The sequence below is a fragment of the Mesorhizobium sp. P2_F8 genome, from assembly GCF_056403655.1.
In genome coordinates, this window is the sequence record NZ_JBFUFB010000021.1 from 38,928 (window position 1) to 60,161 (window position 21,234).

Here is a 21,234-nt window from a genome sequence, read left to right on the forward strand (position 1 = left end):
CGATCCGTTGTGGCCGTGATCGTCCTGCTTTTCGCAAGCCTGACAGGATGGAGATCCAGCCGTGCTCGAGTGGAGGTGGTCGAATGATTGCCCGGCTGTTTTTCAACAGGTGTATCCGGCGGGCGGCAGGCCTCGGTCTTTTGCGCGGATCGCTTGTCGCGCTGCCCGCATGCAGCGACGACGAGCCGGATCCTGGCGACCAGGTCGGAGCGAACCCGACATTGCCGGAGCCGGCCCAGTATTGGTTCCATCGATGCATGTTGCGTCAGTCGTCGGCTGGAAACAGGGTGAGACGCCTAGGCGAATCTTCCGGCTTGGTCGTTGTCGCTTTTCTTAGTATCGGCACCACGCAATTTGCCCTCTGGACATTGACCTATCCGATCAATCAGGCGACCCGAAATTGGACCGTTCTGCCCGAAAACTGGGAGCTGCTCCGGCGCCAGTTAGGAATATTCGCACGCCATCGCCGCCTCACTCAACGCCTTGGCGTTGCTGATGCCTTTCGTAGGCACTCCGCCGCAGGGTAATGGTGTTCGCTTTTTGTCGGCATGAACCCGGGTGATGGAGAAGGGGCCAGATCGATCTGMAGTCCGCCAGTGCCTCGGCGAACTCTATCTCAGAAAGCAATGCTAGCGGCGCGGACGGCGTTTCGGGATCTGCACGACATTCTCCGACCCAGGCAGATCAAAGGCCATGGCCAGCTGACGTACAGAGGCCATCTCCACGATGAGTTCCTCGATCGAAAGGTCCGGCAAACCGGTCTTGACCCTTCTTTCTCACCTTGGAAGCAAGCTCATGAACCTGGACCGGGACGAAAAGCGGGCTGTCGTCCAGCAGCCTGCTGATTTCGATCACGACATCGGCGTCGATGTCTTTTGGGCATTCCCTCATGGGCGTGACCTTGGTCCCGAAGCAGGTGCAATGTGGATGATCAGGCGTTGCGGACCAGGCGACGGGAACGGGCGGGGTCCAGCTAGATAGGTAGAATTTCATAAATCTGCTGGTGTCGAGGTGTCACGAGGAAAGTCGGCACAAAAACAACCATCAGCGCAGTTCGCCACTCCATACGCCCGGGCATTATGTCCCGGCGGTCGTTCACCCCTTTAAATCCCCCGAGCGTCACCCCGCTTCATCGTACAAGCCGGAACCTGATGGATCGACGCGCATTTCCTCTCCATGCGTGGCGGACCGAACCGCCGTCGAGCAGATTAATCGGTAAACAAGGAGACTTCGATGCAACGTTCGAGTGCAATTTCGGAACATCGTCCTGGTGGACTCGCCATAGAACCGTTTGCTGGCACGGTGACGGTACGATTTTCAGATGCCATAGTTGCTGCCACCGAACGGGCAAAGGTGTTGCGGGAAGACGGGCAGGAGCCGGTATTCTATGTCCCTTTCGAGGACATCTATTTCGATCTTTTCGAGAAGACCAACACAATTAGACAGAGCCCGCTCAAAGGTACCGCGAGTTACTGGCGCGTCCACGCCGTCGGCAGTTCTTCAGACGACTTCATGTGGGCATATGAAACACCGGATTCCGCCGCTCGGGCGATCGCGCGTCACGGCACTTTCGATCCGGAAAAGGCCCGTATCGATGTCGAACCTGCCGAGGACAAGCGGCATACCCCACACGTCATTGAATAGTTAGCTCTGGCAAGGCAGCGACAGCGCGATGAGCGTTTTCTACCGGGTGCCAAGATTGCGGAGGAAGTTCACGCAGCACAACGCGATAAGACCGGACGGCCTTACATCGAGCATTGCCGCCGCGTCGTCGACGCTGTCGAGACACTCGACCTCGAGCGCGACTGGTCCAAGCTCGCCTACCAGTTCGGGCACGAGCTCGGCCATGTCACGGCCAACAGTTGGCAACCGGATGCCAACCCCATCAGTGGTTCCCTAAGCTACGCTGCCTCACGGCGGCGGGCTTTTTGCTTTAATGGAACGCCCGCGGTCACGGTCCTGCAGCACAGGTTTGTACAATTTCGTACCGTCAGATATTTCAGGAAACTCGGTCGGCTTTTTTACGTTATCGATCGCCAGCATAGTCCCCTCGCTGGTCTCTAAGAGGCCCGTCACCTCTCCCGGAGGTGGCGGGCTTTTTTACCTGTTGAACGGCCTGTTGTTCGGTTTTGCTGCATCTTGAATGAGCTACAGTCGTGTGAAATCGGCAGCCCCAGGCGAATTCGCTGGCCTTCCGCATAGGCTAGGGCGTAAGCTTCCAGCTCGAATGATCGGGTTAGCTCTTGTTGGTCTTCGACCACGCGGACGAACCACTCGCCCATCGCTTCGGTCACTTCAACTTAGTTTCGGGCTGGCGCCTTCCGCCGTCCTATCCATCGCTGGTCCTGCGGCTTCTGGGGGGAAATTGGCTGTTGAGAATGTGATTTCGACAGCCCGCCGCCACATGGGCGACGGGCTTCAGCCGTAAAGTCAGTCGTAGACCTTGACGATCTTGCGAGTGCCAGGATCGACTAGAACCGTCCGCTTGTCGATCACGACATAGCGGTATTTAACGTTGGGAACTTCGTGAAGCTCGACGGTATCTGGCAGCGATGAGCCGATATTGAGTTCCACGCCGGGAAGCTTCACCGATGCCAGAGGCTGCTTCTTCACATATTCGCGGATGACCGTATCCTGCTCAGGCGCGATGATGACGTCCTCGGCAGCGGCCGCGCCGATACCTGCAAGGAGCAGAAACGCCGCAGCGGCGCCGGTAAGGTGCATTCTCATGTTTTCCTCCTATGAAATCGACGCAGAACTCCGCGCCAGCAACCAAACTTCGAGGAGGTGCAGACGTTCCCCCGGCAGGGCTTCGGTCCCACGGGACATCGGACCAAAGCCTGATCGAAAACCGCATTGCGCGACGTTTCTGAGCATCAAGGCAGCGACGAAGGATGATCTGGAGATCCGCCCGCGACGTGTCCGCGATGGTAACCGCTGTTCTCATGCCACGGCCTTAAGTGGGTGAACTGGCCCCCGTTTCGACCGGACAGTTGGCATAACGCGGGAGGCTTGAGGCTATCCTCAAGCACAGGCTATGGCTGACGATTATCGACGGATCGAACTGATCACCGGTGAGGCCGCCGACGCTGGTCGACCGAACAGAAGCTTCAGATCATCGAGGAGAGCTTTCTCCCGGGCGAGACGGTTTCGTCTGTTGCCCGACGACGTGGCGTCGCGCCAAACCTGCTCTATCGTTGGCGCCGTTGACGATGACCGCTCCGAGTTTTCCCTTGAGCTGTTGTCCGTCGCGCCACAGGCAAGCCGGCCTTCGCGCTGATGGCTGATCGTGTGACGGGGCGATATGTCGGTTCGGCCTTCATCAACTCGCGCGGCGCCATCCGAGACCGGCTGTGGAAGCGTGTCCAGGAACACGCCGGGCCGCCGCCGGAGGGCATGAAGCGGCTGGCGACGCAATGGGTTAAGCCGGGCATTATCGGTCGCGTGAAGCACCTACGTGGCGAGGCGCCTCGCTGCAGGATTTCTGGGATGAATGAACAGAGTCGGCTAACCACCAGCCGCTGGCGTTAAATCCAAATAGAGCGCCTCTCGCAGATTTAGGTACCCGGGATCGAAGTCTGCCGCCTCGCTCAACCCGTCCCAGTTCAGAATGAGCAACCGTCCGTCTTTGTGCTCTACAAAGCGGTCAGCGCGCAACTTCTTCAAAATACGATTTACGTGAACAACGCTCGCCCCGATAGTCTCGCCGAGCTGAACTTGAGTTAGTGGCAAGGGATAACCATTGTCTCTTACCAGTCCCATAACCTCCATGCGCGCATAAAGCTCACAGGCGAGGTGGGCGAACCTGCCTAACGCGTCATGCCCCCCCAACACCTTGACCCACGCGCGCGCAACGGCTGCATCAACTAAACTTTCACGCCAAAACAGATTTCCCAGGCGAGGTGATTTGCGGAGAACCTCGAGGATGTCGCGGTGCGCAATGAGGGCAACCTTGCTTCTACCGATCGACGCGAGTGTGTGATCCATGGTTCGAAGGTGCAGGCCTTGCAGATCAGGTATATCGCCGGGGACGTGAATTGAGAGTGTTTGCACAGTGCCGTTGCTCAAAGTGCTGTATCGCCGCAGGAGCCCTTCAACCACCAAGCAGCAGTGGCTTGGTTCGTTCCCTTCCAGCGCAATCTGCTCACCGGGCCTCAACGCCTTACCTATAAGCGGCATAGCTTCGACGCTCTCGCGTTCATCTGATGAAAGTCGACCGAGGCTTTCGAGCTTCCGGATTAGCGGCGTTGTCAAACTGGACATGGCTGATCTTTAGCACGTTCCATGGATCAGACAACTGACGTTCGCGCTCCATCCCCGTTCAAACGTTAATCCAGACACCTCACGCGAGCGCCGCCGAGCTCGACAAATACTCCGTCAGGCTTGGCTGACCGATCGTCACCGCCGATCGGATTAGTTGCGTGGTTGCTATTTCAGATGCGCCAAGAAGCCCCGACTGCACCGGCCATTACTCTACGGCTGGGTAGCGCCTAGCTAGCGCCCAATGATCCGGCAGATAATGCCTTCGTCCGGGTCTTCATGGCCGGTGAGTCCGCGTATCAAGTCTTTCGCGTGCTGGACCCATTGCTGCTCGACAATCATCCCTCCTGCCACCGACGCCTTGAAGGCGTTGCGGATGATCTCAAAATCATGAGCCGAAATGAATTTGGGTGGGTGTGTCTCGTCGTCCATCGCATAGGTTCCCGCAGGGGCGGGAGTACGATGTACACTCTCAAGCGCCAGCGCCCGTTCAGTGGCCAGCGACAAAGCACAATGCGCCTTATCCGGCATGTTAGCGAGTCATTCCGCAGGGGGAACCAGTAACAGTAAGTTGCGTTACGCCTTTAGGGAGTTGTCCTATGGCTGACGAAAAGGACGAACCACCCAGCAGCCCGGTCGAACTTGTCGTTCGGCGCTTGGCGGACGAGGCGAAAATCACTGAAGATCAGGCCCGCGAGCCTATCGCCATTCTTGGGCTGAATTGGGCGTCCCTGGTACGGGAAGCACGCATTCTGTCCGCCCAACAAGGCTAGACCTACTTCCGCACAATCCATTCCAGCAACTGGGCATCAATGTCATCAGTGCCGGTATAGTCGGCGATCAAACGCGCGGCCTCGGCCCGCCATTGGTCTTCAGGAATGTTCGCTTCGATGACGTATCTTATGAAGGCACTGCGAATGATATCGCAGTCGAAAGACGATACCTGATCACCTGGCTTATCCATGGTGCCACCTCCCATCCAAGGGAAGGAAACAGAATGGTAACTTGGGGATTTAACAATGCGTTCAAAGCCGCTTTCAATAGGATTCGATTGTACATTTTCGACCAAAGCCCGAGGGCGTGCTAGCGGCCCAGCAGCCAAGGGCGGGGGGCTGGGTTTGACCACTGGGCCTGACCGGCAAACGAGAGGGTGCCGGCTGGCGAACTGTACGCTGTTCTCGCTTAGTCGACTATGTCGCGCAGCGGCTTCCTGCGGGTCGGCGGCCGGTACTTCCTGACCAGTTCCACCGTACTAGCTTCGACCGTGACGCGGCCAAGCACCTGCACGGTGACACGGCCAAGATCCTCGTCGACATAGATCACTTCACCCTTGAATCTCATCCTGTCACCCGGCTTCGCCTTTGGATCGATGATCGAATAGGGATTGTTGGCCGTGAGGATGTGCAGGGTGACCACGCGCTGGTGAGGCTGCTAGAGGCCGATTTGTCCCGTAATGGGTCAATCCCGTCTGGCACCGCAATTGCACCGGCAGACGTACTGTCGGACAAACCAACACCCGGCAAGTCCCCAATTTCATCGACCTCCCTGGGGGCGACCCGCCGCTGCCGTGAATGGAGCGGCGGGCTCTGTTTTGGAAATCTTTCACCGTGAAAGATTTGTTCGCCTCGCTCTCCCCGCAAAAGCGCGGGCTTTAGCTGGCCAGGGGAGAGCGCGTGGTGAAGCGGCTTTAGATGTCCCGCAACGGATCAATTAAGCTTGGCACCGTAATTGCATCGTAGATCAAAACAGCTAGACGTCTCTCTAGATGATCGAAAACGCTCCTAAGATTGTCTGCAATTCATGCAGGGTGCCCGTTGGCAGCGTCAGTGAGCCGCAAGGGTCCGACCTCCTATCTTGCCCCAATTGCCAAGTTTCCGACACATACGACAACGTCATGCTTGAACTTGGCCAGCGGACTGCGGACGCACTTTCGCGCGCGCTCTACCGACCTGTTCCATCGAGGGTCTATCGTTTCGCCCTTCTCGATCAGAGCGTGATCTCCAAGCCGATACGCTCAACCCTACCGGACAGGCGGAAGAGGCGTCGCGTACGCAAGCCTCGCCCCGCGCAAGGGCGTGCTTGACGACTTGAGAGCGTCAACCTGATCGCCGGATAACCTGCCGTACTCCGCCGGAGCCGCCGCGACGCGTTCAATCAATGCCCGGTGTTGGATAACGGCCAAACGCGCCTTCGCTCTTAGGCGAGCCTCATGGCCGTCGAAGACATCGTCGCCAACATTGGAGCTTTGCTGAGCGAAGGACTGGCGAAGCTCAAGGCTGGGATTGCGGCACTTGAAGCAATCAGGGCGAACGGCGGACAGCCCGACCGCAACTGAGCCTGCGCAAACTTGCGCATCCCAGGCCGCTGGCTCACGGTGGCGGGCTTTTTTTCGTTCGGGTTTCGCCAATTCAGCGTGTGGCTGGCGAGAGTGCAGACGCCGAGCGTACGCTTGCGCTGGAGAAAACCACGAAGGCGAAAAGCAGCACCGCTGCAGCCACGATCAGCGAGCCGACGGCAACGACCGGTTCGATTGCCGTATAGCCTCCATGCAGCATCAGATACAAAGCGGGAAGCATGATCATAAGCCCGACGTTATATAAGCCGTAGTGGATCATCGCGATTTTCCGCTCGGCCTTTGCCGGGTTAAGGGCGTAGTAACCGCCGAAGATTGCACTTGTAACCCATCCGAGAAGATTGATGTGCGCATGCGCCGGAAAGGCACTGTGGTCGCCCGAAATCGCCATCTGCAAGCCGGCGCCAATCCCCAGGATGAGCCACACGACTGCCGTCTTAAAGAAGAGATCCGAAACCTTAGGCATGACACTTCCTCCCCGTAATGCCGATTTCAACGGGGGGATATTAAGGTTCCCTAAAAAAGCAATGCAATCAAAACGAAAGAGCATCCACAGGCCCCCATCGCGCCTTAGAGTGGAGCGCCGTTAACTGGGGCTACCAGGAACAAGTGAGCGGCGGCCCTGTTTCAGAGGACAGGAGGAAGAGCAATGCCAAACAAAACCAAAGAACCGCCGCTGAAGCCAGATCCGAGGAAGACGCCTGTCCGTCCCGACAAGGATGCATCGCCAGAGCCGGAACATGTCGATCCGCCACCGCGAGACGTGAGAGAGGCACCGGCGCCCAATCCAAATGGCAACAAGAAACCCTAACGTCCGGCTCCCAGCGCTACGTGCCCGCTGCCTGACGGTGGCGGGCTTTTTCATTCAGGCGGGTTTGGAAAATCCGGCGTGCCTTCTGGCCAGGCCCGACGCGAGTCCGCCAAGGGCGCTGCCTCACGGTGTCGGATTTCAGCGTTGGCGAGCCCTGCCGTTAGTTAGCCCCGTTGAGGAGCCGCCCACCGATGAGGACATATTGCTTCTAACGGAAACAAGACCGGAGCTTTCGCATTGTGGCAACGCAATTCCGCAGCCTGTTGCGCATTTGCGACATGGAAAGTGGACCAATCGGATTACATTAGCTAGGCGAATGAGTCCACTGGGCTGGGGTGTTCACATGAAAAGCTTGCTCCTTGCGTCGTTTGCGGTGTTCGCGTTTGGCGCATCAGCCGCTTGGGCAGCCGACCCTCTGATCCCCATGGCCGACGCGCCGGTGGCGTCCTGGACGGGCTGCTACGTCGGCGGCAATGTCGGTGGCGGCTGGTCCCATGTCGACCAGACGCAGGTGGGCAAGGTCGACGGCACGGTCTTGCCGGACACCGACTTTGGATCCGGCAGCGGCAGCGGTTTTATCGGTGGAGCCCAACTCGGCTGTGACTACCAGATGGACCGCTGGGTGTTCGGCGTCCAGGGCATGTTTGATTTCGGCGACATCAAGGGCAGCCACGCCATTACAGCCTTCCCGACCTTCGATGTGGAAGACAAGGTCAAGGACCTTTTCACGTTCACCGGCAGGGCAGGTTATCTCTTTGATCCGGCCGTGCTGGGTTACGTCAAGGCCGGCGGCGCCTGGGCTCGCGTGAATAGTGCCGTCCACGGCACGGTGCCGTTTCCCTTTCTGTCGGAAACCGCTGACTATGACCGGCTGGGCTGGACTGTCGGTGTCGGCGCCGAGTGGAAATTCGCCAGGAACTGGTCGGCCTTTGGCGAATATAACTACATTGGTTTCGGCAAGCACGACGTGAATTACTCGGCGGCGCCGGGGACCGTTGGGGAGGCAGACGTCGTTTCTACGAAACTTACCGTACAGCAGGTGGTTGTCGGCGTGAATTACAGGTTCTGATAACCCGGCGCCCTGTCGTCAAAATTGCGTCCTTCGCGGATGCTCCAAGCCCGTTGCCGATGGTCTCGGGCTTTCTTATCTTGTGGCAGAAAAGTCACGCAGCTTGAATATGCAGAGCTTCAACCGGCGCGAGCTTATTGTCCAGCTAAGCGAGGCGTACCGTCTTTTTGCGGGCAAAGTGGGGCTGCCCGACCTCCTCCCGAACTAGCGCCCGCTGCTTTCCCTGGCAGCGGGCTTTTTCATTGCCGATCGTGGGTTTCTTTGAAGCCGCAGATCTTGCAACGATAAGCATGGTCTGGCTCCTCCACGGAAAGGAGCCAAGTGATAGCGCCGCGTTCAAGCCAGCAGATTGGGCAGGAGTAATCGCTTCCATACTTCGGCTTGTAACTTTTTTAGGCGCTCGGCCGCCATATCTGACCCCTTGAGATGCTCGGACAACTCAGCCAGACTTTTGCAGGCTTCCGCGATTTAGTGTTTCTCCGTCCTCAGCTTGGGCGTGTGCTTTTTCCTTCGCGCGAATAACGAGTTTCGCGGCAAACCCTTGCATTGCAACCCCTCCCGACGTTGCGCCCATGTCGCGTGGACCTTGCCGATACGCAGAAACAATTGACGCCGCAATTGGCACCGGACAGCCAGCGCGCTGCCCGACGGTGGCGGGGTTTTTCCACTGATAGGAACCTTACGCAGCCGCTCCCGTTGGGCATTCACAATCAAGGAGTCTGAAGATGGCCGATGATCAAAATGAAGCCGAACAGCCTGGTATGACAGCGCTGCCGATCGGGCGGGCCGTACGGTCCAGGCGCTTCGGACCGGGGCTCAATCGGTTTCCGGTACCGTCCAAGACAATCCGGGTACGGTGTCGACCGCCCTTGAAACACAAACTGCCAGGCTGAAGGCAGAAGGCAGAAGGCTGCAGCATCATCCGCTCAAAGAAGGTCTCTGGGCCAGCCAGACCTGCTGACCGTTTTGAAAAGCAAGTCGGCAACACCGGGGTTTTCCGCCTCGATAGAGGTCGTATCAACCGAATTGACTGTTGACCGCCCGACAAGGGCTGCAGATCATGCAAAGGCGTCAGAAGTCGGAAACGCTGACCTCTAGCCCCTAACTTGCGACGGACGCCTCCACGGCGGCCAACGGGGCTTCCAAGCTCCAGGTGACCCCATCCGGGCCGTGGTCAAGATTTCCCTGCCCTCCAACCGCCGCTGGCGCCACCCGCTTCAATACGACGGTTCCAAAGCCGCCCTGTCCGATATCCTGGACTTCCGGCCCATCGGTTTCGGCCCAGGTAAGGTGAAAGAGCCTCGAAGCACCGGAACCGTTGATGCCCCACGTGACCGAAATCCGGCCCTCGTCTCCCGAGAGCACTCCGTATTTGGCCGAGTTGGTCGCCAGTTCATGGAAGGCGATCCCGAGATACTGCACCGCATTGGGACTAAGGACCAAGGATGGGCCTGACATCTCGATAACGTCACCCCGTGGGAAAGGCTGGGCCTGGGCCGCCAAGAGTTCATTGATGGTGGCGCCCTTCCAGTCGGCCGACACCAGCAGGTCGTGGGATCGCGACAGCGCCATGATGCGCTCGCGGACCTGGGATTCAAATTGCTTGGGCGTCTCCGATCGCTTGTTGGTCTCCCGGATCATCGACAGAATGACCGAGTACTGGTTTTTCACCCGGTGGTTGACCTCGCGCATCAGCATGCGGATGCGGTGCTCGTTTTCCCTCGCCAACGTGATGTCCCGCGCAATCTTCGATGCGCCGACGATCTGCCCAGTTGCGTTACGCACGGGCGATATCGTCAGCGAAACCGGAACCAGGCTGCCATCCTTGCGCTGGCGGGTCGTTTCGAACGGTTCGACGCGTTCGCCACGGCGAATGCGTTCGAGAATTCGGGGTTCTTCGTCCTGGTGGTTATCCGGGATCAGCATGGTCACCGACTGACCAATCGCTTCGTCGGCGGTATAGCCGAACAGGCGCTCGGCGCCATGGTTCCAGCTCTTGATGATGGTGTTGAGATCCTTGCTGACGATTGCATCGAACGAGGATTCCACGATCGCCGACAAGTGCTGCCTGGCTTCTTCAGCACGCTGGCGGTCCGTCAGGTCGAGCAGCATATTGACTGCACCGATGAGGTTGCCGTGCTCATCCTGCAACGGCGTGGGGTAGGGTAGGAACGGAAAGAAGGATCCGTCCGGACGTTGCGCCACGGCCTCCTGATTGCGGACCGGCCGGTTTTCCTTGAGCGCAATCGCCATCGGGCACTCGTCATGCGGCAGTTCCTTGCCGTCGGCCGTGAACAGCTTGAACGTCACACACCATTTGTCCTTGCCGATGGCGGGCTCCCGTCCTGCCAGATCGGCAGCAGCGCGATTGTAATAGGTAATGGTGCCGTCCTGGTCAGTCGTATAGATGGCGACCGGAAGGCCGTCGAGGATTTGGTGATAAGTATTGTCCTGCTGCCTGAGGTCCGTACGGGTCCGCTCAAGGTCGGTCACATCGACCATAAAGCATCTCGTGTTGATCAGCTTGCCGTCGCGGAAATGCCCGCTCGAAGTGATTTCGACATGCTTGATGGATCCGTCGCGGGCTCTCAAGCGCGCCGGATATCTCGGGATGCGCTCTCCCCTGGTGAGGCGTGCCAGAATGTCCTCTATGACGTGCCGGTCGGGATAGAAGTCTGCGATATGGCGGCCGACATAGTCTTGGGCAGGATAACCGAGGAGGTCGAGCTCCGCCTTGTTGGCTTGCAGAATGATGCCATCAGCGCTCACCAGGTGAAGCGCGACGGCGCCATTCTCGAAAAAATCCTGATAATCAAAATTCAGGCTGTCATTGGCGGGCATTTCTGGGTTCTTGAAGGCGACAACATTTGCCTGCCGCAGCTCGTCCATCCCGGTCCCCCAATCTAGCTTAAGCGTCCACAACGCAGCTCGTGCCATTTCGTTCCAAGATCGTTTTTAGTGCGTTGCACGGGACCGGCATGCCATCCGGTGACCGGATAGCTGAGCCCGCTTAAGGGTGGTCTTTGCGAAGCCCAACTCAGGCGTTGGCGGAGCAACTGCCGCGCTTCACGGAGCAGGGAATTGCAGTCGGTGCCGATCAGGCGAATGAGCTCGCGCGCCTGATCCTCTGTGATGCCGGGCGCGCGGGCGCAGTCTCCCTGGCAATGGACTGCGCCAGTGTTTCAATCCCGGCCTCACGCTCACCGTTGTCCGACCAGCGCTTCCAAAAGCGGGTGGCCGGGCGCCACGAGTTCGGCCTTCGGGTGACCGACGATCAGAGACTTCTCGAAGGTGATGCGGGCGTATCGATCAAGCACCGGATCAGACCGCCGGATACGCCCGCCGAGCATCGTGAAAGCCTCGCGGAAGAATGCGCCGATGAAATGCGGTTGTGCCGCCGGGTTTCCTTCACCTCGCCGCCGAAATAGGAAGCGGCCATGCGGTGCGCCTCGTCACAGATGATCAGATCCCAATCGCCGGCCGCCTCCAGCTTCACCTTCAACTCGTCGGAAGCGCGCCGCCATGTCCAGGCGCATAATCAGCCGGTTCTTCTCGACGAAGGGATTGCCGGTGACCGATGCTTCGATCTGATCGCGGGTAAGAAGATCGAAGTGCAGGCCGAACTTCTCGGCCATTTCCTCTTGCCATTGTTCGACGAGGCCGCCGGGCGCGACAATCAGACAGCGCTCCAGATCGCCGCGGATCAGAAGCTCCTTGATCAGCAGCCCGGTCATGATCGTCTTGCCGGCGCCGGATCGTCGGCGAGCAGGAAACGGAGCGGCTGGCGCGGGAGCATCTCGCCATAGACGGCCGTGATCTGGTGCGGAAGCACTTCGATCTGCGAAGCGCTCACGGCCAGGTACGGATCGAACAGATGGGCAAGCCGGATGCGGTAGGCTTCGGAAGCCAGGCGTAAGAGGCCGCCGGCCGCGCCGAAGGCGTAGCGCCAACCTGGTTGTGGTGCCGGTGTAGCTGCTGTTGCAGCCGCTCGCGGTGGCGATGGTTAGCCTTACGTTCTTGGTGGATGAGCCCGCGCGGCACCGACTTTTGTACAAATGGATAGGCGCCAACGTTCCAGAAACGGCGGGGGCAGATATCATTTCAGTTGCCGAGCTCACGCAGAAGCTGTTCGCCGACGCCAAGTCGATAGGCATCTCAAGCACGGAGATCGAGGAAGACACCGGCAGCGTCTATGAGACAATCCTTGACGTGTGAGCGTGTTCGCACCGCACTGGCGGACCGTGCTGACCACCAAGGACTCATCATTGCATGCTGGGTGAAAGCGCGATGACAATTGGATGGTCACTGAGCGAAATTTCGACCGAACGCACGTTGCTCAATGTTTGGACAGACTCGACGCCAATTGTTGGATCGTAGGTTCTTACCGACACGCGCGTCTCGCCAAAATGGACCGTCACGCGATCTTGACCGCTCAACCGTTCGCCCCAGACGATAAGTTGGAACGTGCCGTCGCTGTGCTGCAGCAGCAGATCGTGAACGGTCTCGGGTTGGTCTGGGATTGTAAAGTCGAGTTGGCTGGGTTTGGCGAGGGTACCTTTGTCCGCCAAAATCGTCGTAAGGTTGTGAAGGTAGATCGCGGCCAAGCGGCGTGAATAATCAGCCTTGTAGAAGCCGAAAGATTGGTTGCCGTCTTCGTCGGTACGGTCCCGCAGCAGATAGACCGATGTAAAGGCGTAGCCGCGCTTAAACTGCGCGAGGTACAAGCTCATCAAATTCAAGCCGTGCATTTGCTCCGTGACCGGACCTCCGATCGTGGTCCCGGTCTCGATCGTGACACGCGGTAGCGTATTGAGTTGCTCTTGGGTGTAACCCCGAAACCCTCTCGCCCACGTGACGCCGAAGTTGCCGAATAGCCCGTCCACTTTGGATGCGGCGGTTGGATCGGCAGCGTGCCACGTCTTGTTGTCCGCCGGATACGGCGAATGTGAGTGATAGATGTAGTTGTGCACATTGGCGTAGTCGGCATACGTCGTGCCGTCCGGCATCTTGGTTTGGGCGCTGGGCGGGATCGTAAGGAACTGAAGGCCGACGTCGTCTCGCTGTGCGCCAGGTTCCGAGATCGCCCAGACAGGATACTTCGCAAGTACCGGATCACTTTTGACAGCCTGGTAAAGATCGCGCTGAAGTTTTGCGACGGCCATCCACGAAGGCTCCCTACCGCCGCCTTTCTCGCCCTGATAGGTGACACCCCAGTTGTTCGGCTCGTTGTCACCCTCGAACGCGAGTAGCGCGCCAGCTTCAGCAAGCACCTTCCCTGTTTCGACCAACTTCTTCACATCAGTCCCGCCACTGACCAATCCCCAACTCACACGCACGCCGGTTTCGCGATGTAGATCCAGAAAGGTTTGGATGGTTGTGGGCAGACCTTCTATTCCCGCCCTTACCCATCGAAAGCCGCAATAGCGGACCATCTCGATGGTCCTAGCCAACGGCTGGCCGCGATCGGGGAATGTGGTAACGACGCCGATACTATTGAGAAAGACGTTCGTCGCAACCGCGGTTTTGGGCGCAGCAAATGAATGGCGAGGTGATATGGACACAACAGCCAGCGCCACCCATGCGCCGACGAGGAAGCGAAGCATTTTGGAAGGGATGATCGTCATTGCCTGGAACTCCACCCTTCTCGGCGCATCGCATTCCCTCGGCAACACCTGGCGGGTCTTCCGTAGGCGTACCCCGGCGCCGCCGCTATTCTCGGCGATGAACTCGACGACGGCGAGGGGCACGCCCAAGGCCCGAGATGCTTCGCAAGCTCCGCCATCCCGAACCGTTGTTGACCATCGTTGGACCGTTCCCCGGTTTCAGGTTTGACGCTAAATCCGGCAACTGGCGGAATTGGCCCACTGCCACGAGATGGCGGGCTTTTCATTTGTCGCGCTGTGCCGCGATCCGTTTTAATGATGGCCATTGGGTGGGCACGGGCGGGTTTCATGAGCGCGAACGAGATGAGGGTTTTTCTCCGGCACGACGGGAGCATTCGGAATGATCCAGGTCCGCCGCTGAACAAGCTGTACGAGAGTATTACGATCAAAACATCATCAGAGGAATATGTGTTCAACGGACGAAGCGACACGGCCCGAGGGGCGCTTGACTACATTCGGTTGGCTCACGCCAAACACGGAACAGCGACTCCCAAGGATAAGGCTTGCCATGCTGCGATCAAAGCGGACAAAGGCGCCGTTGCCCACATTGTCTTCAAGAACGGCTAGCGAACGGACTGCAGCCTCACGGATGGCGGGTTTTTCTCTAATACGGGCAACGCCATGCTTTTAAACAGGGCGGTGAAAACGAGGGTCGCTGCAGGCTTTTGCCTATCCTCCGAGTGCTCCACCAACTACTTGCAGACATCGTCCCGACCTGCTGCCCCCGACCTCCATCGGGAATGGGGTGTCAGCCTTAGCTACCCAAGCGCCCACCTACAGCCACCTGCCGGGATATAAGGTCGATATTTCGCGCGGCCATCGGATCGGCGCGTTTCATCGGAATGGTTCTCACGCCCCGACGATCAACGCTATCTTTCGCTGGGCAAGCTTCTCGCGGCCGTTCGCGCGCATAGTCGAGCTGCCGCGGCCCGGGCGATGAAGACTGGGTGGAGGGAAAGCTGGCGTGGCCTTCGTCGCCTTCGACATCATGTATCTCGACGGCCATGACCTCCGGGCGCTGCCAGCGATCGAGCGCGAACGCAACCATGGGTGTTTCGCACTTTCAGGCAGGGAACCTATTGCAAAAAGTGGAGTTCTGACCCTGCTCGGCCGTCACTCGCCGAGCACCCACACAACTTCCCGCCATCGTTTCCCGGTGGCGGGCTCTTACGACCAACGTATGCGGAGTTATTTGCGTCGATGGTCGGTTGCTCGTTCAGCAACGGGAAAGAGCCGTGATGATCTGGACAAAACCAACCGCTTCGTGATCATCACGCTATTAGGCACGCCCTCAGCGCCCCAATGAATGCCGCTATCGCCGCTGATGTAGATCACGGGGAATGGAGTTGGCTTGCCGCAGATGCCTAGCCACCTCCCAACCGGACTGGCCTGCCCCTAGGCGGATATCTGTAATGAGGCCCTAAAATTTGTCAGGAGATGCATCGAAAGCCGTTATAGCTTCGGCGGCATCTCGGGCCGACGCCACTTCAAAGCCAGCTTCCTCCAATGCCGATTCGAGATCGAGCAGGATTAGGGGCTCATCCTCAACGACAAGAACCGCCCCGACATGCATTTGTTAATGTCCCCAGTGTGCGCACCCACTACGCGCAACACCGGTATTTGTTCCATATAAACAACCGCCGAAAGCATGCACTTTTCGGAAGAAAGTTACTGAGCCAGCTAACGTCCCTCTGCTGGCGTCTTCCGAGCAGCCCGTCACCTTTTACCCAAGGCTGCAGGCTTTTTTTGTGCGCAAGAAAGGGATCCTGCTTCGTCCCCTCAACCAGTGGGCCTGTCACGGCGTCCTCCGTGGCGGGCTTTTATTAGTCAGGCTGAGACCAGCCTTGGGCCCAGCGGTTTATGCCCCGGCTCTTCATGCCAGATGACTTGCCGCAAATCACGCATGTCGACCTTCTGGCCGCAGATGGGACAATTATAGAAATGGTCCCGTTCATCCGTCAGCGGCGCGCCATGCAGCTTGCCGGGTGGTCCAAGGTCTGAAGGCTTTTTCATCTTGTTCGAACAGGCCTCGACAGTGTGGCGTTACGAAGYGTTTTCAGGCCGGGCAGAATCGACGGGCAAATCCAGCGTCAGTCGCCGCTCCAGTTATGGAAGCTGCAGGCTCAACCGCCGGTCCGGATCGTGGCGTCTTGATTTCTTCGGCAATAACCAGAAGCGCTTCAACGGTCATTGCAATGCCCGACATTAGCGCGGAAATATCGGCCTTGCCGCCCGGCAATGCGAGCTCTGCCGCCCTGGCCTGCATGCTGGTGCTAAGTTCCTTCAATTTGAGGCGCATATCGTCGTCCATGACATACCTCCATCGGCTGGAGGCCTAACGCCGCGATTGGCGACCCGTTCCTTCTATGCAAACGGCCCAGCCTGACGGCGCCCTAGCTAGGGCTGAAGCAGCGCAGCACCGTATTGCGTCCACAACTGCTCGCAGTCTTTTGCCCTCAGGCTTGGTGTTCCCGGTTCGCCATAGAAGACCATCGCCGAACGAACATCGTAACCCAGCACGGTGGCATTAGCCACGAACTGGATGGCCATTCCCAAACTGACATCGTTGATTCTGGTTTCGGCATTATTGGTCGCGTCGACCACGCCAAAAATTTCGGCGCTACTGCTCCTGGCTGCCCATACCGCCCCTACAGTCGCCAGCATTGCTTTCCCATCGGTTCAAACAACCCTCAATGACACCCTGGACCTTGAACCAGGCCTCCACTGCAGGATTTCATTGTTCGCCCCTTGCCGCAAAACCATCGGCCTCCTCCCGCGATAAGCCTATCAGCAGCTGCCCCGCCATACTCGGCCGGCAGAACGAAGCCGCAGGTTGGACAGGGGTAAAAATTCTCCCGCTCGTCCTGCGGTTCGTTTGGCCGGGAATGGGCGGGCCCAGTTCGCTCAGCTTTGTCATGGTTGCTGGAACCACCGACCTCGGTAAAGGTTCCGGAACCATTTTAGCTAAAGCTTATTTAATGCCGAGTGGGGAGCGTGTGAGTATGCGGAGCGACCGTGAGCGGTTGAAGTTCATCAAGCCCCAGGAACCACGACTGGTGCTCAAGGCCCTTGTGAGCGACGACTGGCTGCACGAGATCAAGTATGACGGCTTCCGCACCCAGCTGATCCTCGATTGGGCTGGGGCGCGCGCCTTCACCAGGACCGGCATCGACTGGTCGAAACGCTATTGGCCAGTGATCGGCGCAGCGGAAAAACTGCCGGCGAAGTCGTTCATCATCGACGGCGAGATGATCGCGCCCGATCTCGACGGCCGGCCCAACTTCCACCAGATGCATTCGCGCATGGCCTGGAACGCCGAACTACTCGCCTTCGTCGCCTTCGACATTCTGCACAAGGATGGGGAGGATCTGCGGGGCTTGCCGGCGATCGAGCGCAAGGCGATCCTGTGGGATCTGGTGAAGCCAGCCGACGGCATCATCCAGTACAGCCAGCACGTCGAGGGCGACGGCGCCGCGTTCTTGGCCGCCGTCGACAAGATGGGGCTCGAAGGCATGGTGTCGAAGCGCTGCGGCAGCCCCTATCGCAGCGGCGAATCCGATGCGTGGGTCAAAACGAAATGCTGGGATGTCGACGACCTCGACCTGATCGGCGTAAAGCGGGAGGCCGGCAAGCAGACCGAGGGGCTGTTCGCCAAGGACGGCAAATATGTCGGCAAGGCCGTCATCGCCACCACGCGYGCSATCAAGGACCGGCTCTGGCAGCGCATCGAGCGCGATCGTGCCGAGCAACCTGGTGGTGGTGTCCCCACCGCGATGGCCGATGACGACGTCGACTGGGTGAAGCCTGGCATCACCGCCCGCGTCCGGCATCTGCGCGGTGAGCCGAAGCTACGTCACGCCTCGGTGCAGGATTTCAGGAGGTAGGTCATGCCGATTCGACGAAAGGCAACTGACGCCGGCATCTTCGACGAATCCGAGCTAGCCTTGCTTGGGCGGGTTTTTGAACAATTGAAGCTAGACAATCAGTCGCCAGACGCTCGCGAGGCAATCGCCTCCCGCATTATCGCGAACTTTATGGCCGGCATCACGGATGAAGATGAGCTGGTCTCGCTCTCCAAGCAGCCGTTGGGAAGGTAGGTGGCAAAATGGCGGTGGCTAAGAAGGACCAGGAGCGCATCACCTACGCCTGGATGTATGGCGCCCAGGCGCGCAAGGACGCCAAGGAACGCGCCGTGCCTGACTACTGGAACGAATTCGCCGATGCATGGCTGAAGGGCTATGACGGCGTGCCGATCCCCGGCGCTGGCAAGCCCAAGTCCATCAGCGACCAAATGGAGGTCGAATTCGCTGAGGCTGCCGTTGCCGATCCGGATGGCGGAACCGAACCCCCTTAATCGGACTTTTCGCTGGAGGAGCACACGCGACCGCGTGGGCTCCTTCACTGTTGAGTAGCGAAGGCAGGCTGATGGCGATCCACTATTTTGACGTCGACGACAATGGTTCGGTCTTTCACGACGATCAGGGCATCGACTGCCCGGATTTCGATTCTGTAAAAAGGGAGGCGATTTCCGCGTTGGTCGACATGGTGAAGGAAAGCTTGCCCGATGGCGACCATCACAAAATATCAGTAAAGGTTCGTAACGAGGGCGGGGATGTGGTTTTGCACGTCGCCTTGAACTTTGACGTCGTGAAAGAAAACCGCTCTTCAGGTGGGGCAACCCCAAGTCCGGATCGGCACGTCTAGCTGCCCACCCGACGCGATGCAACACCGCGACGGCTTCGATCTGGCCAAAGAAATCGGCGACATAGTCCGGATCGAGACGATCACGCCGAAGCCGAAGAGAATCGCAAAATTTGTACGGAAATAACCAAGACGCGGGCTGTGGAACCTAACGCCCGCCTTCGCATTGTGTCGGCCATAAAAAGAGGGAGGGCCGGCCATGAGAAGGCTTCGGCGTATGGGCCGTAGTCGTCACGTTTGCCACGTCGCTGCTTTACTGCTCCAGGAGTTTGGCTCGATCAAAATGTAGGTTATGCCAGGCGTCCTATGGCCAGTGAGGACAGCCAACGTCTTTCGCTTTTCGACCTCGATGCTGGACGCGAGGCTTTTAAGAAGTCTGTCCGCGAACACAACGTCAAAGTTTCCGATTGGGGCCAACACGCAAGGCTGTTCATTCAAAAGGTCGCCGAAACTAACCGCCGCCACGAAAACGCGACCGATCCTGACGAAGGAAATCGATAGGGAAATGGCGGTGCTGTTGGGGTGCTTGGGGGCCGACCACACCTGCGGTGGGCTTTGAGTTCATGCAACCCGTCAGTGCCGAATTTGCGAGCTCGTTGTTTCGTTCTGAGCCCGGAACCTAAGCCGGCGAGCAAGGTTGTGGCCTACATGAACGCAACGCTAAATCAATCCCTATGGTCCGCTTTCTGCTGAGCATCGTTCCGGTCCTATTTTGCAGCTCGCTTCTTCAGGCTCAAGCGTGGCAGCCGTTCGGTGTCAGGAAGCTTGGGTTCACATTCGATGTTCCCCCGGGTTTTGTGCTAACACAGCGTTCCGACCAAGGCGCGGCTTTTCGGGGCGAAAACGATGCGTTCCTTGCAGTGTGGGGCGCCAGACTCGGCAAGGCCAGTTTTCGCGCCGAGATCGAGCATGGCATGGTCGAGGACGAAACGGCTGGGTGGGAGCTGACCTATCGGCGTGTCACCCCGAGGGGGGCGAGTTACTCGGGCATCAAGGACGGCCAGATCCGATATGTCCGCGCAATTGCGGTCTGCAACGACCGTGCCGCGCTCTTCACCATAAATTACAGCAGGTCGGAAAAAATTCCGTATGACCCGGTTATTGTTCAGATGGTGCGAACCCTAAAAGCGGAAGGTTGCTAAGGCAATTATGAGCGCACGAAGCACCAATTTCCTTCACAAGTGGATTTCCAACAACGTCCGCGCCACCGCCGAGGCGGACGTCATCTCGGTCGCCGAGCTGACCCAGAAGATGTTCGCGGACGCCAGGGCGATCGGCATCGGCAGCGTCGAGCTCGAGGAAGACATTGGCAGCGCCTACGAAGCGATATTAGACGCGATCATCCGTCACGACGCCGGCTTGGCTGGTGACGCTTGGTGGCCCGCGTCTGTAGGGGATCGACAATTGCATCAACTCAAAGAATGACGTTCCGTGCGCGCGCCCGCGGCGAAGGTGTCATTATCCCCTCGGGCATCACTCGACCTTTAGAAATCGCTGCGTTGAAGACATCGAATTCCTCGATGCCATGGTCGGCGCGCGTTGGACCCATGGCCGCTAAGGCTTGGAGTACACCGATAGGCTTAATTGCGTGATTGCTAATATAGCAATATGTAAGTTAGGCGGGACTTGAACCCATCCCCGCAGGTGGCCGGTGTGGTCGCCCAATGGCATCCCAACCGCACCGGCCATCCTCGCCTGGGAGCCGGAGGGCGTGCCCTCTTACGCTCACGATCTAGGTGGGGCAGCCCCGGCGCGTCACGTTTACCGGTCGGCTCCTCAATCTCTTGTGAACCGCGTCACTTTTCGAAGCATTCATAGTTCCTAGGTTGGTATCTAATAGGCCCGTCACCTCTCCCGGAGGTGGCGGGTTTTGCGCTGTGGGATCTGTTTGTTGGGACGGCTCGCCGCCATCGGGGCCGCGGCGGGCTGGGGCGGCTGGGTTCAGTCGTAGACCTTGACGATCTTGTGGGTGCTAGGATCGACAAGAACCGTCCGGTTGTCGATCACGACATAGCGGTATTTAACGTTGGGAACTTCGTGAAGCTCGACGGTATCTGGCAGCGATGAGCCGATATTGAGTTCTACGCCGGGAAGCTTCACCGAAGCCAGGGGCTGCTTCTTCACATATTCACGGATGACCGTATCTTGCTCAGGCGCGATGATGACGTCCTCGGCAGCGGCCGCGCCGATACCTGCAAGGAGCAGAAACGCCGCAGCGGCCCCGGTAAGGTGCATTCTCATGTTTTCCTCCTATGAAATCGACGCAGAACTCCGCGCCAGCAACCAAACTTCGAGGAGGTGCCGACGTTCCCCCGGCAGGGCTTCGGTCCCACGGGACATCGGACCAAAGCCTGATCGAAAACCGCATTGGTCTTAC

31 protein-coding genes and 1 pseudogene are annotated in these 21,234 nt (G+C 58.6%); 17 read left to right on the plus strand and 15 right to left on the minus strand.

All coding sequences use genetic code 11. From position 1 onward, the window contains the following. The first annotated feature begins 83 nt into the window (after window positions 1-83). Window positions 84-527 carry a hypothetical protein gene (locus AC1DZP_RS31930; RefSeq protein ID WP_477307885.1) on the plus strand — a complete coding sequence of 148 codons (444 nt, stop codon included), beginning with the start codon at window positions 84-86 and terminating at the stop codon, window positions 525-527. A gap of 706 nt (window positions 528-1,233) precedes the next feature. After that, a complete protein-coding gene (locus AC1DZP_RS31935; RefSeq protein WP_477307887.1) occupies window positions 1,234-1,644 on the plus strand; it encodes a DUF427 domain-containing protein in 411 nt (136 codons plus the stop codon). A gap of 39 nt (window positions 1,645-1,683) precedes the next feature. Here the strand turns inward: AC1DZP_RS31935 and AC1DZP_RS31940 are convergent, their stop codons facing one another. From AC1DZP_RS31940 to AC1DZP_RS31950, 3 genes are all read right to left on the minus strand, one after another. Further along, the gene (locus AC1DZP_RS31940) at window positions 1,684-1,848 is read right to left on the minus strand and encodes a hypothetical protein (RefSeq protein WP_477290773.1); all 165 of its coding nucleotides are present in this window, start codon (window positions 1,846-1,848) and stop codon (window positions 1,684-1,686) included. A gap of 63 nt (window positions 1,849-1,911) precedes the next feature. Next, window positions 1,912-2,043, minus strand: a complete 132-nt coding sequence (locus AC1DZP_RS31945) for a hypothetical protein (RefSeq protein WP_477307889.1) — start codon at window positions 2,041-2,043, stop codon at window positions 1,912-1,914. 387 nt (window positions 2,044-2,430) lie between these two features. After that, window positions 2,431-2,730, minus strand: coding sequence for a DUF1236 domain-containing protein (locus tag AC1DZP_RS31950; RefSeq protein ID WP_477307891.1), 300 nt, complete (start codon window positions 2,728-2,730; stop codon window positions 2,431-2,433). Between the two features lie 348 nt (window positions 2,731-3,078). On the opposite strand from AC1DZP_RS31950, the pseudogene AC1DZP_RS31955 reads away from it, so the two are divergent. Continuing rightward, window positions 3,079-3,207, plus strand: a pseudogene (locus AC1DZP_RS31955) (transposase); the annotation flags it as partial. A gap of 300 nt (window positions 3,208-3,507) precedes the next feature. On the opposite strand, the gene AC1DZP_RS31960 reads toward AC1DZP_RS31955, so the two are convergent. Beyond that, window positions 3,508-4,263 carry a Crp/Fnr family transcriptional regulator gene (locus AC1DZP_RS31960; protein WP_477307893.1) on the minus strand — a complete coding sequence of 252 codons (756 nt, stop codon included), beginning with the start codon at window positions 4,261-4,263 and terminating at the stop codon, window positions 3,508-3,510. Between the two features lie 231 nt (window positions 4,264-4,494). Next, window positions 4,495-4,692, minus strand: a complete 198-nt coding sequence (locus tag AC1DZP_RS31965) for a hypothetical protein (protein ID WP_477307895.1) — start codon at window positions 4,690-4,692, stop codon at window positions 4,495-4,497. Between the two features lie 167 nt (window positions 4,693-4,859). Here AC1DZP_RS31965 and AC1DZP_RS31970 point away from each other — a divergent pair, with 167 nt between their 5' ends. Beyond that, window positions 4,860-5,033, plus strand: a complete 174-nt coding sequence (locus AC1DZP_RS31970; protein WP_457155556.1) for a hypothetical protein — start codon at window positions 4,860-4,862, stop codon at window positions 5,031-5,033. A gap of 2 nt (window positions 5,034-5,035) precedes the next feature. Here AC1DZP_RS31970 and AC1DZP_RS31975 read toward each other — a convergent pair whose 3' ends face one another. Both AC1DZP_RS31975 and AC1DZP_RS31980 read right to left on the minus strand, forming a co-directional pair. Further along, window positions 5,036-5,224 carry a hypothetical protein gene (locus tag AC1DZP_RS31975; protein WP_477307897.1) on the minus strand — a complete coding sequence of 63 codons (189 nt, stop codon included), beginning with the start codon at window positions 5,222-5,224 and terminating at the stop codon, window positions 5,036-5,038. Between the two features lie 218 nt (window positions 5,225-5,442). Next, window positions 5,443-5,676, minus strand: coding sequence for a hypothetical protein (locus AC1DZP_RS31980; RefSeq protein ID WP_457155850.1), 234 nt, complete (start codon window positions 5,674-5,676; stop codon window positions 5,443-5,445). Window positions 5,677-6,469: 793 nt separating this feature from the next. Between AC1DZP_RS31980 and AC1DZP_RS31985 the strand changes: the two genes are divergently transcribed. Beyond that, entirely contained in the window at window positions 6,470-6,595 is a 126-nt protein-coding gene (locus AC1DZP_RS31985) for a hypothetical protein (RefSeq protein ID WP_477290793.1), read from the plus strand. 73 nt (window positions 6,596-6,668) lie between these two features. Here the strand turns inward: AC1DZP_RS31985 and AC1DZP_RS31990 are convergent, their stop codons facing one another. Continuing rightward, window positions 6,669-7,079 carry a hypothetical protein gene (locus AC1DZP_RS31990; protein WP_457155560.1) on the minus strand — a complete coding sequence of 137 codons (411 nt, stop codon included), beginning with the start codon at window positions 7,077-7,079 and terminating at the stop codon, window positions 6,669-6,671. Between the two features lie 661 nt (window positions 7,080-7,740). Here AC1DZP_RS31990 and AC1DZP_RS31995 point away from each other — a divergent pair. Next, a complete protein-coding gene (locus AC1DZP_RS31995; RefSeq protein WP_477307900.1) occupies window positions 7,741-8,493 on the plus strand; it encodes an outer membrane protein in 753 nt (250 codons plus the stop codon). A gap of 1,101 nt (window positions 8,494-9,594) precedes the next feature. On the opposite strand, the gene AC1DZP_RS32000 is transcribed toward AC1DZP_RS31995, so the two are convergent. After that, window positions 9,595-11,382, minus strand: a complete 1,788-nt coding sequence (locus tag AC1DZP_RS32000) for a PAS domain S-box protein (protein ID WP_477307902.1) — start codon at window positions 11,380-11,382, stop codon at window positions 9,595-9,597. 155 nt (window positions 11,383-11,537) lie between these two features. On the opposite strand from AC1DZP_RS32000, the gene AC1DZP_RS32005 reads away from it, so the two are divergent. Further along, window positions 11,538-11,921 carry a hypothetical protein gene (locus AC1DZP_RS32005; protein WP_477307903.1) on the plus strand — a complete coding sequence of 128 codons (384 nt, stop codon included), beginning with the start codon at window positions 11,538-11,540 and terminating at the stop codon, window positions 11,919-11,921. Between the two features lie 24 nt (window positions 11,922-11,945). Here the strand turns inward: AC1DZP_RS32005 and AC1DZP_RS32010 are convergent, their stop codons facing one another. Then, complete coding sequence (locus tag AC1DZP_RS32010) at window positions 11,946-12,227, minus strand: DEAD/DEAH box helicase family protein (RefSeq protein ID WP_457155642.1); 282 nt, start codon at window positions 12,225-12,227, stop codon at window positions 11,946-11,948. Between the two features lie 244 nt (window positions 12,228-12,471). Here AC1DZP_RS32010 and AC1DZP_RS32015 point away from each other — a divergent pair, with 244 nt between their 5' ends. Beyond that, entirely contained in the window at window positions 12,472-12,708 is a 237-nt protein-coding gene (locus AC1DZP_RS32015) for a hypothetical protein (RefSeq protein WP_477307905.1), read from the plus strand. A 47-nt stretch (window positions 12,709-12,755) separates the two neighbouring features. On the opposite strand, the gene AC1DZP_RS32020 is transcribed toward AC1DZP_RS32015, so the two are convergent. Beyond that, entirely contained in the window at window positions 12,756-14,117 is a 1,362-nt protein-coding gene (locus AC1DZP_RS32020; protein ID WP_477307907.1) for a glycosyl hydrolase, read from the minus strand. A 327-nt stretch (window positions 14,118-14,444) separates the two neighbouring features. Between AC1DZP_RS32020 and AC1DZP_RS32025 the strand changes: the two genes are divergently transcribed. Both AC1DZP_RS32025 and AC1DZP_RS32030 read left to right on the plus strand, forming a co-directional pair. Then, complete coding sequence (locus tag AC1DZP_RS32025) at window positions 14,445-14,723, plus strand: hypothetical protein (protein ID WP_477307909.1); 279 nt, start codon at window positions 14,445-14,447, stop codon at window positions 14,721-14,723. Window positions 14,724-15,120: 397 nt separating this feature from the next. Then, on the plus strand, window positions 15,121-15,462 hold the full coding sequence (locus tag AC1DZP_RS32030; protein WP_477307911.1) for a hypothetical protein: 342 nt from the start codon (window positions 15,121-15,123) through the stop codon (window positions 15,460-15,462). A 114-nt stretch (window positions 15,463-15,576) separates the two neighbouring features. Here the strand turns inward: AC1DZP_RS32030 and AC1DZP_RS32035 are convergent, their stop codons facing one another. The 3 genes from AC1DZP_RS32035 to AC1DZP_RS32045 form a co-directional block, all read right to left on the minus strand. Continuing rightward, entirely contained in the window at window positions 15,577-15,729 is a 153-nt protein-coding gene (locus AC1DZP_RS32035) for a hypothetical protein (protein ID WP_477307913.1), read from the minus strand. Window positions 15,730-16,212: 483 nt separating this feature from the next. Continuing rightward, window positions 16,213-16,467, minus strand: coding sequence for a hypothetical protein (locus AC1DZP_RS32040; RefSeq protein ID WP_477307915.1), 255 nt, complete (start codon window positions 16,465-16,467; stop codon window positions 16,213-16,215). Between the two features lie 86 nt (window positions 16,468-16,553). After that, window positions 16,554-16,820: a hypothetical protein gene (locus AC1DZP_RS32045; RefSeq protein WP_477307917.1), complete on the minus strand. Its 267-nt coding sequence runs from the start codon at window positions 16,818-16,820 to the stop codon at window positions 16,554-16,556. Window positions 16,821-17,158: 338 nt separating this feature from the next. On the opposite strand from AC1DZP_RS32045, the gene AC1DZP_RS32050 reads away from it, so the two are divergent. The 7 genes from AC1DZP_RS32050 (at window position 17,159) to AC1DZP_RS32080 (ending at window position 20,282) form a co-directional block, all read left to right on the plus strand. Beyond that, window positions 17,159-18,040: an ATP-dependent DNA ligase gene (locus tag AC1DZP_RS32050; RefSeq protein WP_477307919.1), complete on the plus strand. Its 882-nt coding sequence runs from the start codon at window positions 17,159-17,161 to the stop codon at window positions 18,038-18,040. Window positions 18,041-18,043: 3 nt separating this feature from the next. Continuing rightward, window positions 18,044-18,253, plus strand: coding sequence for a hypothetical protein (locus AC1DZP_RS32055; protein ID WP_457155150.1), 210 nt, complete (start codon window positions 18,044-18,046; stop codon window positions 18,251-18,253). 8 nt (window positions 18,254-18,261) lie between these two features. Next, the gene (locus AC1DZP_RS32060; RefSeq protein ID WP_477307921.1) at window positions 18,262-18,510 is read left to right on the plus strand and encodes a hypothetical protein; all 249 of its coding nucleotides are present in this window, start codon (window positions 18,262-18,264) and stop codon (window positions 18,508-18,510) included. A 71-nt stretch (window positions 18,511-18,581) separates the two neighbouring features. Continuing rightward, window positions 18,582-18,860 carry a DUF6894 family protein gene (locus tag AC1DZP_RS32065; RefSeq protein ID WP_477307923.1) on the plus strand — a complete coding sequence of 93 codons (279 nt, stop codon included), beginning with the start codon at window positions 18,582-18,584 and terminating at the stop codon, window positions 18,858-18,860. Window positions 18,861-19,163: 303 nt separating this feature from the next. Beyond that, window positions 19,164-19,358, plus strand: coding sequence for a hypothetical protein (locus AC1DZP_RS32070; RefSeq protein WP_477307925.1), 195 nt, complete (start codon window positions 19,164-19,166; stop codon window positions 19,356-19,358). Between the two features lie 173 nt (window positions 19,359-19,531). After that, a complete protein-coding gene (locus AC1DZP_RS32075; protein ID WP_477307927.1) occupies window positions 19,532-19,999 on the plus strand; it encodes a hypothetical protein in 468 nt (155 codons plus the stop codon). Window positions 20,000-20,006: 7 nt separating this feature from the next. Then, the gene (locus AC1DZP_RS32080; protein ID WP_457155097.1) at window positions 20,007-20,282 is read left to right on the plus strand and encodes a DUF768 domain-containing protein; all 276 of its coding nucleotides are present in this window, start codon (window positions 20,007-20,009) and stop codon (window positions 20,280-20,282) included. 516 nt (window positions 20,283-20,798) lie between these two features. Here AC1DZP_RS32080 and AC1DZP_RS32085 read toward each other — a convergent pair. After that, window positions 20,799-21,098 carry a DUF1236 domain-containing protein gene (locus AC1DZP_RS32085; RefSeq protein ID WP_477307929.1) on the minus strand — a complete coding sequence of 100 codons (300 nt, stop codon included), beginning with the start codon at window positions 21,096-21,098 and terminating at the stop codon, window positions 20,799-20,801. Window positions 21,099-21,234: the final 136 nt, after the last annotated feature.

Excerpts from the sequence above, each read along its gene's own strand:
- AC1DZP_RS32070 (WP_477307925.1), top strand. The coding sequence starts at position 19,164 with ATGGCCAGTGAGGACAGCCAACGTCTTTCGCTTTTCGACCTCGATGCT.
- AC1DZP_RS32000 (WP_477307902.1), bottom strand. The coding sequence starts at position 11,382 with ATGGACGAGCTGCGGCAGGCAAATGTTGTCGCCTTCAAGAACCCAGAA.
- AC1DZP_RS31930 (WP_477307885.1), top strand. The coding sequence starts at position 84 with ATGATTGCCCGGCTGTTTTTCAACAGGTGTATCCGGCGGGCGGCAGGC.
- AC1DZP_RS32025 (WP_477307909.1), top strand. The coding sequence starts at position 14,445 with ATGAGCGCGAACGAGATGAGGGTTTTTCTCCGGCACGACGGGAGCATT.
- AC1DZP_RS31945 (WP_477307889.1), bottom strand. The coding sequence starts at position 2,043 with ATGCTGGCGATCGATAACGTAAAAAAGCCGACCGAGTTTCCTGAAATA.
- AC1DZP_RS32075 (WP_477307927.1), top strand. The coding sequence starts at position 19,532 with ATGGTCCGCTTTCTGCTGAGCATCGTTCCGGTCCTATTTTGCAGCTCG.
- AC1DZP_RS32080 (WP_457155097.1), top strand. The coding sequence starts at position 20,007 with ATGAGCGCACGAAGCACCAATTTCCTTCACAAGTGGATTTCCAACAAC.
- AC1DZP_RS32065 (WP_477307923.1), top strand. The coding sequence starts at position 18,582 with ATGGCGATCCACTATTTTGACGTCGACGACAATGGTTCGGTCTTTCAC.
- AC1DZP_RS32045 (WP_477307917.1), bottom strand. The coding sequence starts at position 16,820 with ATGCTGGCGACTGTAGGGGCGGTATGGGCAGCCAGGAGCAGTAGCGCC.
- AC1DZP_RS31940 (WP_477290773.1), bottom strand. The coding sequence starts at position 1,848 with ATGGCCGAGCTCGTGCCCGAACTGGTAGGCGAGCTTGGACCAGTCGCG.
- AC1DZP_RS31935 (WP_477307887.1), top strand. The coding sequence starts at position 1,234 with ATGCAACGTTCGAGTGCAATTTCGGAACATCGTCCTGGTGGACTCGCC.
- AC1DZP_RS31990 (WP_457155560.1), bottom strand. The coding sequence starts at position 7,079 with ATGCCTAAGGTTTCGGATCTCTTCTTTAAGACGGCAGTCGTGTGGCTC.
- AC1DZP_RS32055 (WP_457155150.1), top strand. The coding sequence starts at position 18,044 with ATGCCGATTCGACGAAAGGCAACTGACGCCGGCATCTTCGACGAATCC.
- AC1DZP_RS32040 (WP_477307915.1), bottom strand. The coding sequence starts at position 16,467 with ATGGACGACGATATGCGCCTCAAATTGAAGGAACTTAGCACCAGCATG.
- AC1DZP_RS31995 (WP_477307900.1), top strand. The coding sequence starts at position 7,741 with ATGAGTCCACTGGGCTGGGGTGTTCACATGAAAAGCTTGCTCCTTGCG.
- AC1DZP_RS32085 (WP_477307929.1), bottom strand. The coding sequence starts at position 21,098 with ATGAGAATGCACCTTACCGGGGCCGCTGCGGCGTTTCTGCTCCTTGCA.
- AC1DZP_RS32020 (WP_477307907.1), bottom strand. The coding sequence starts at position 14,117 with ATGACGATCATCCCTTCCAAAATGCTTCGCTTCCTCGTCGGCGCATGG.
- AC1DZP_RS31960 (WP_477307893.1), bottom strand. The coding sequence starts at position 4,263 with ATGTCCAGTTTGACAACGCCGCTAATCCGGAAGCTCGAAAGCCTCGGT.
- AC1DZP_RS31970 (WP_457155556.1), top strand. The coding sequence starts at position 4,860 with ATGGCTGACGAAAAGGACGAACCACCCAGCAGCCCGGTCGAACTTGTC.
- AC1DZP_RS32035 (WP_477307913.1), bottom strand. The coding sequence starts at position 15,729 with ATGCATGTCGGGGCGGTTCTTGTCGTTGAGGATGAGCCCCTAATCCTG.
- AC1DZP_RS31950 (WP_477307891.1), bottom strand. The coding sequence starts at position 2,730 with ATGAGAATGCACCTTACCGGCGCCGCTGCGGCGTTTCTGCTCCTTGCA.
- AC1DZP_RS31985 (WP_477290793.1), top strand. The coding sequence starts at position 6,470 with ATGGCCGTCGAAGACATCGTCGCCAACATTGGAGCTTTGCTGAGCGAA.
- AC1DZP_RS32060 (WP_477307921.1), top strand. The coding sequence starts at position 18,262 with ATGGCGGTGGCTAAGAAGGACCAGGAGCGCATCACCTACGCCTGGATG.
- AC1DZP_RS31965 (WP_477307895.1), bottom strand. The coding sequence starts at position 4,692 with ATGGACGACGAGACACACCCACCCAAATTCATTTCGGCTCATGATTTT.
- AC1DZP_RS31975 (WP_477307897.1), bottom strand. The coding sequence starts at position 5,224 with ATGGATAAGCCAGGTGATCAGGTATCGTCTTTCGACTGCGATATCATT.
- AC1DZP_RS32010 (WP_457155642.1), bottom strand. The coding sequence starts at position 12,227 with ATGACCGGGCTGCTGATCAAGGAGCTTCTGATCCGCGGCGATCTGGAG.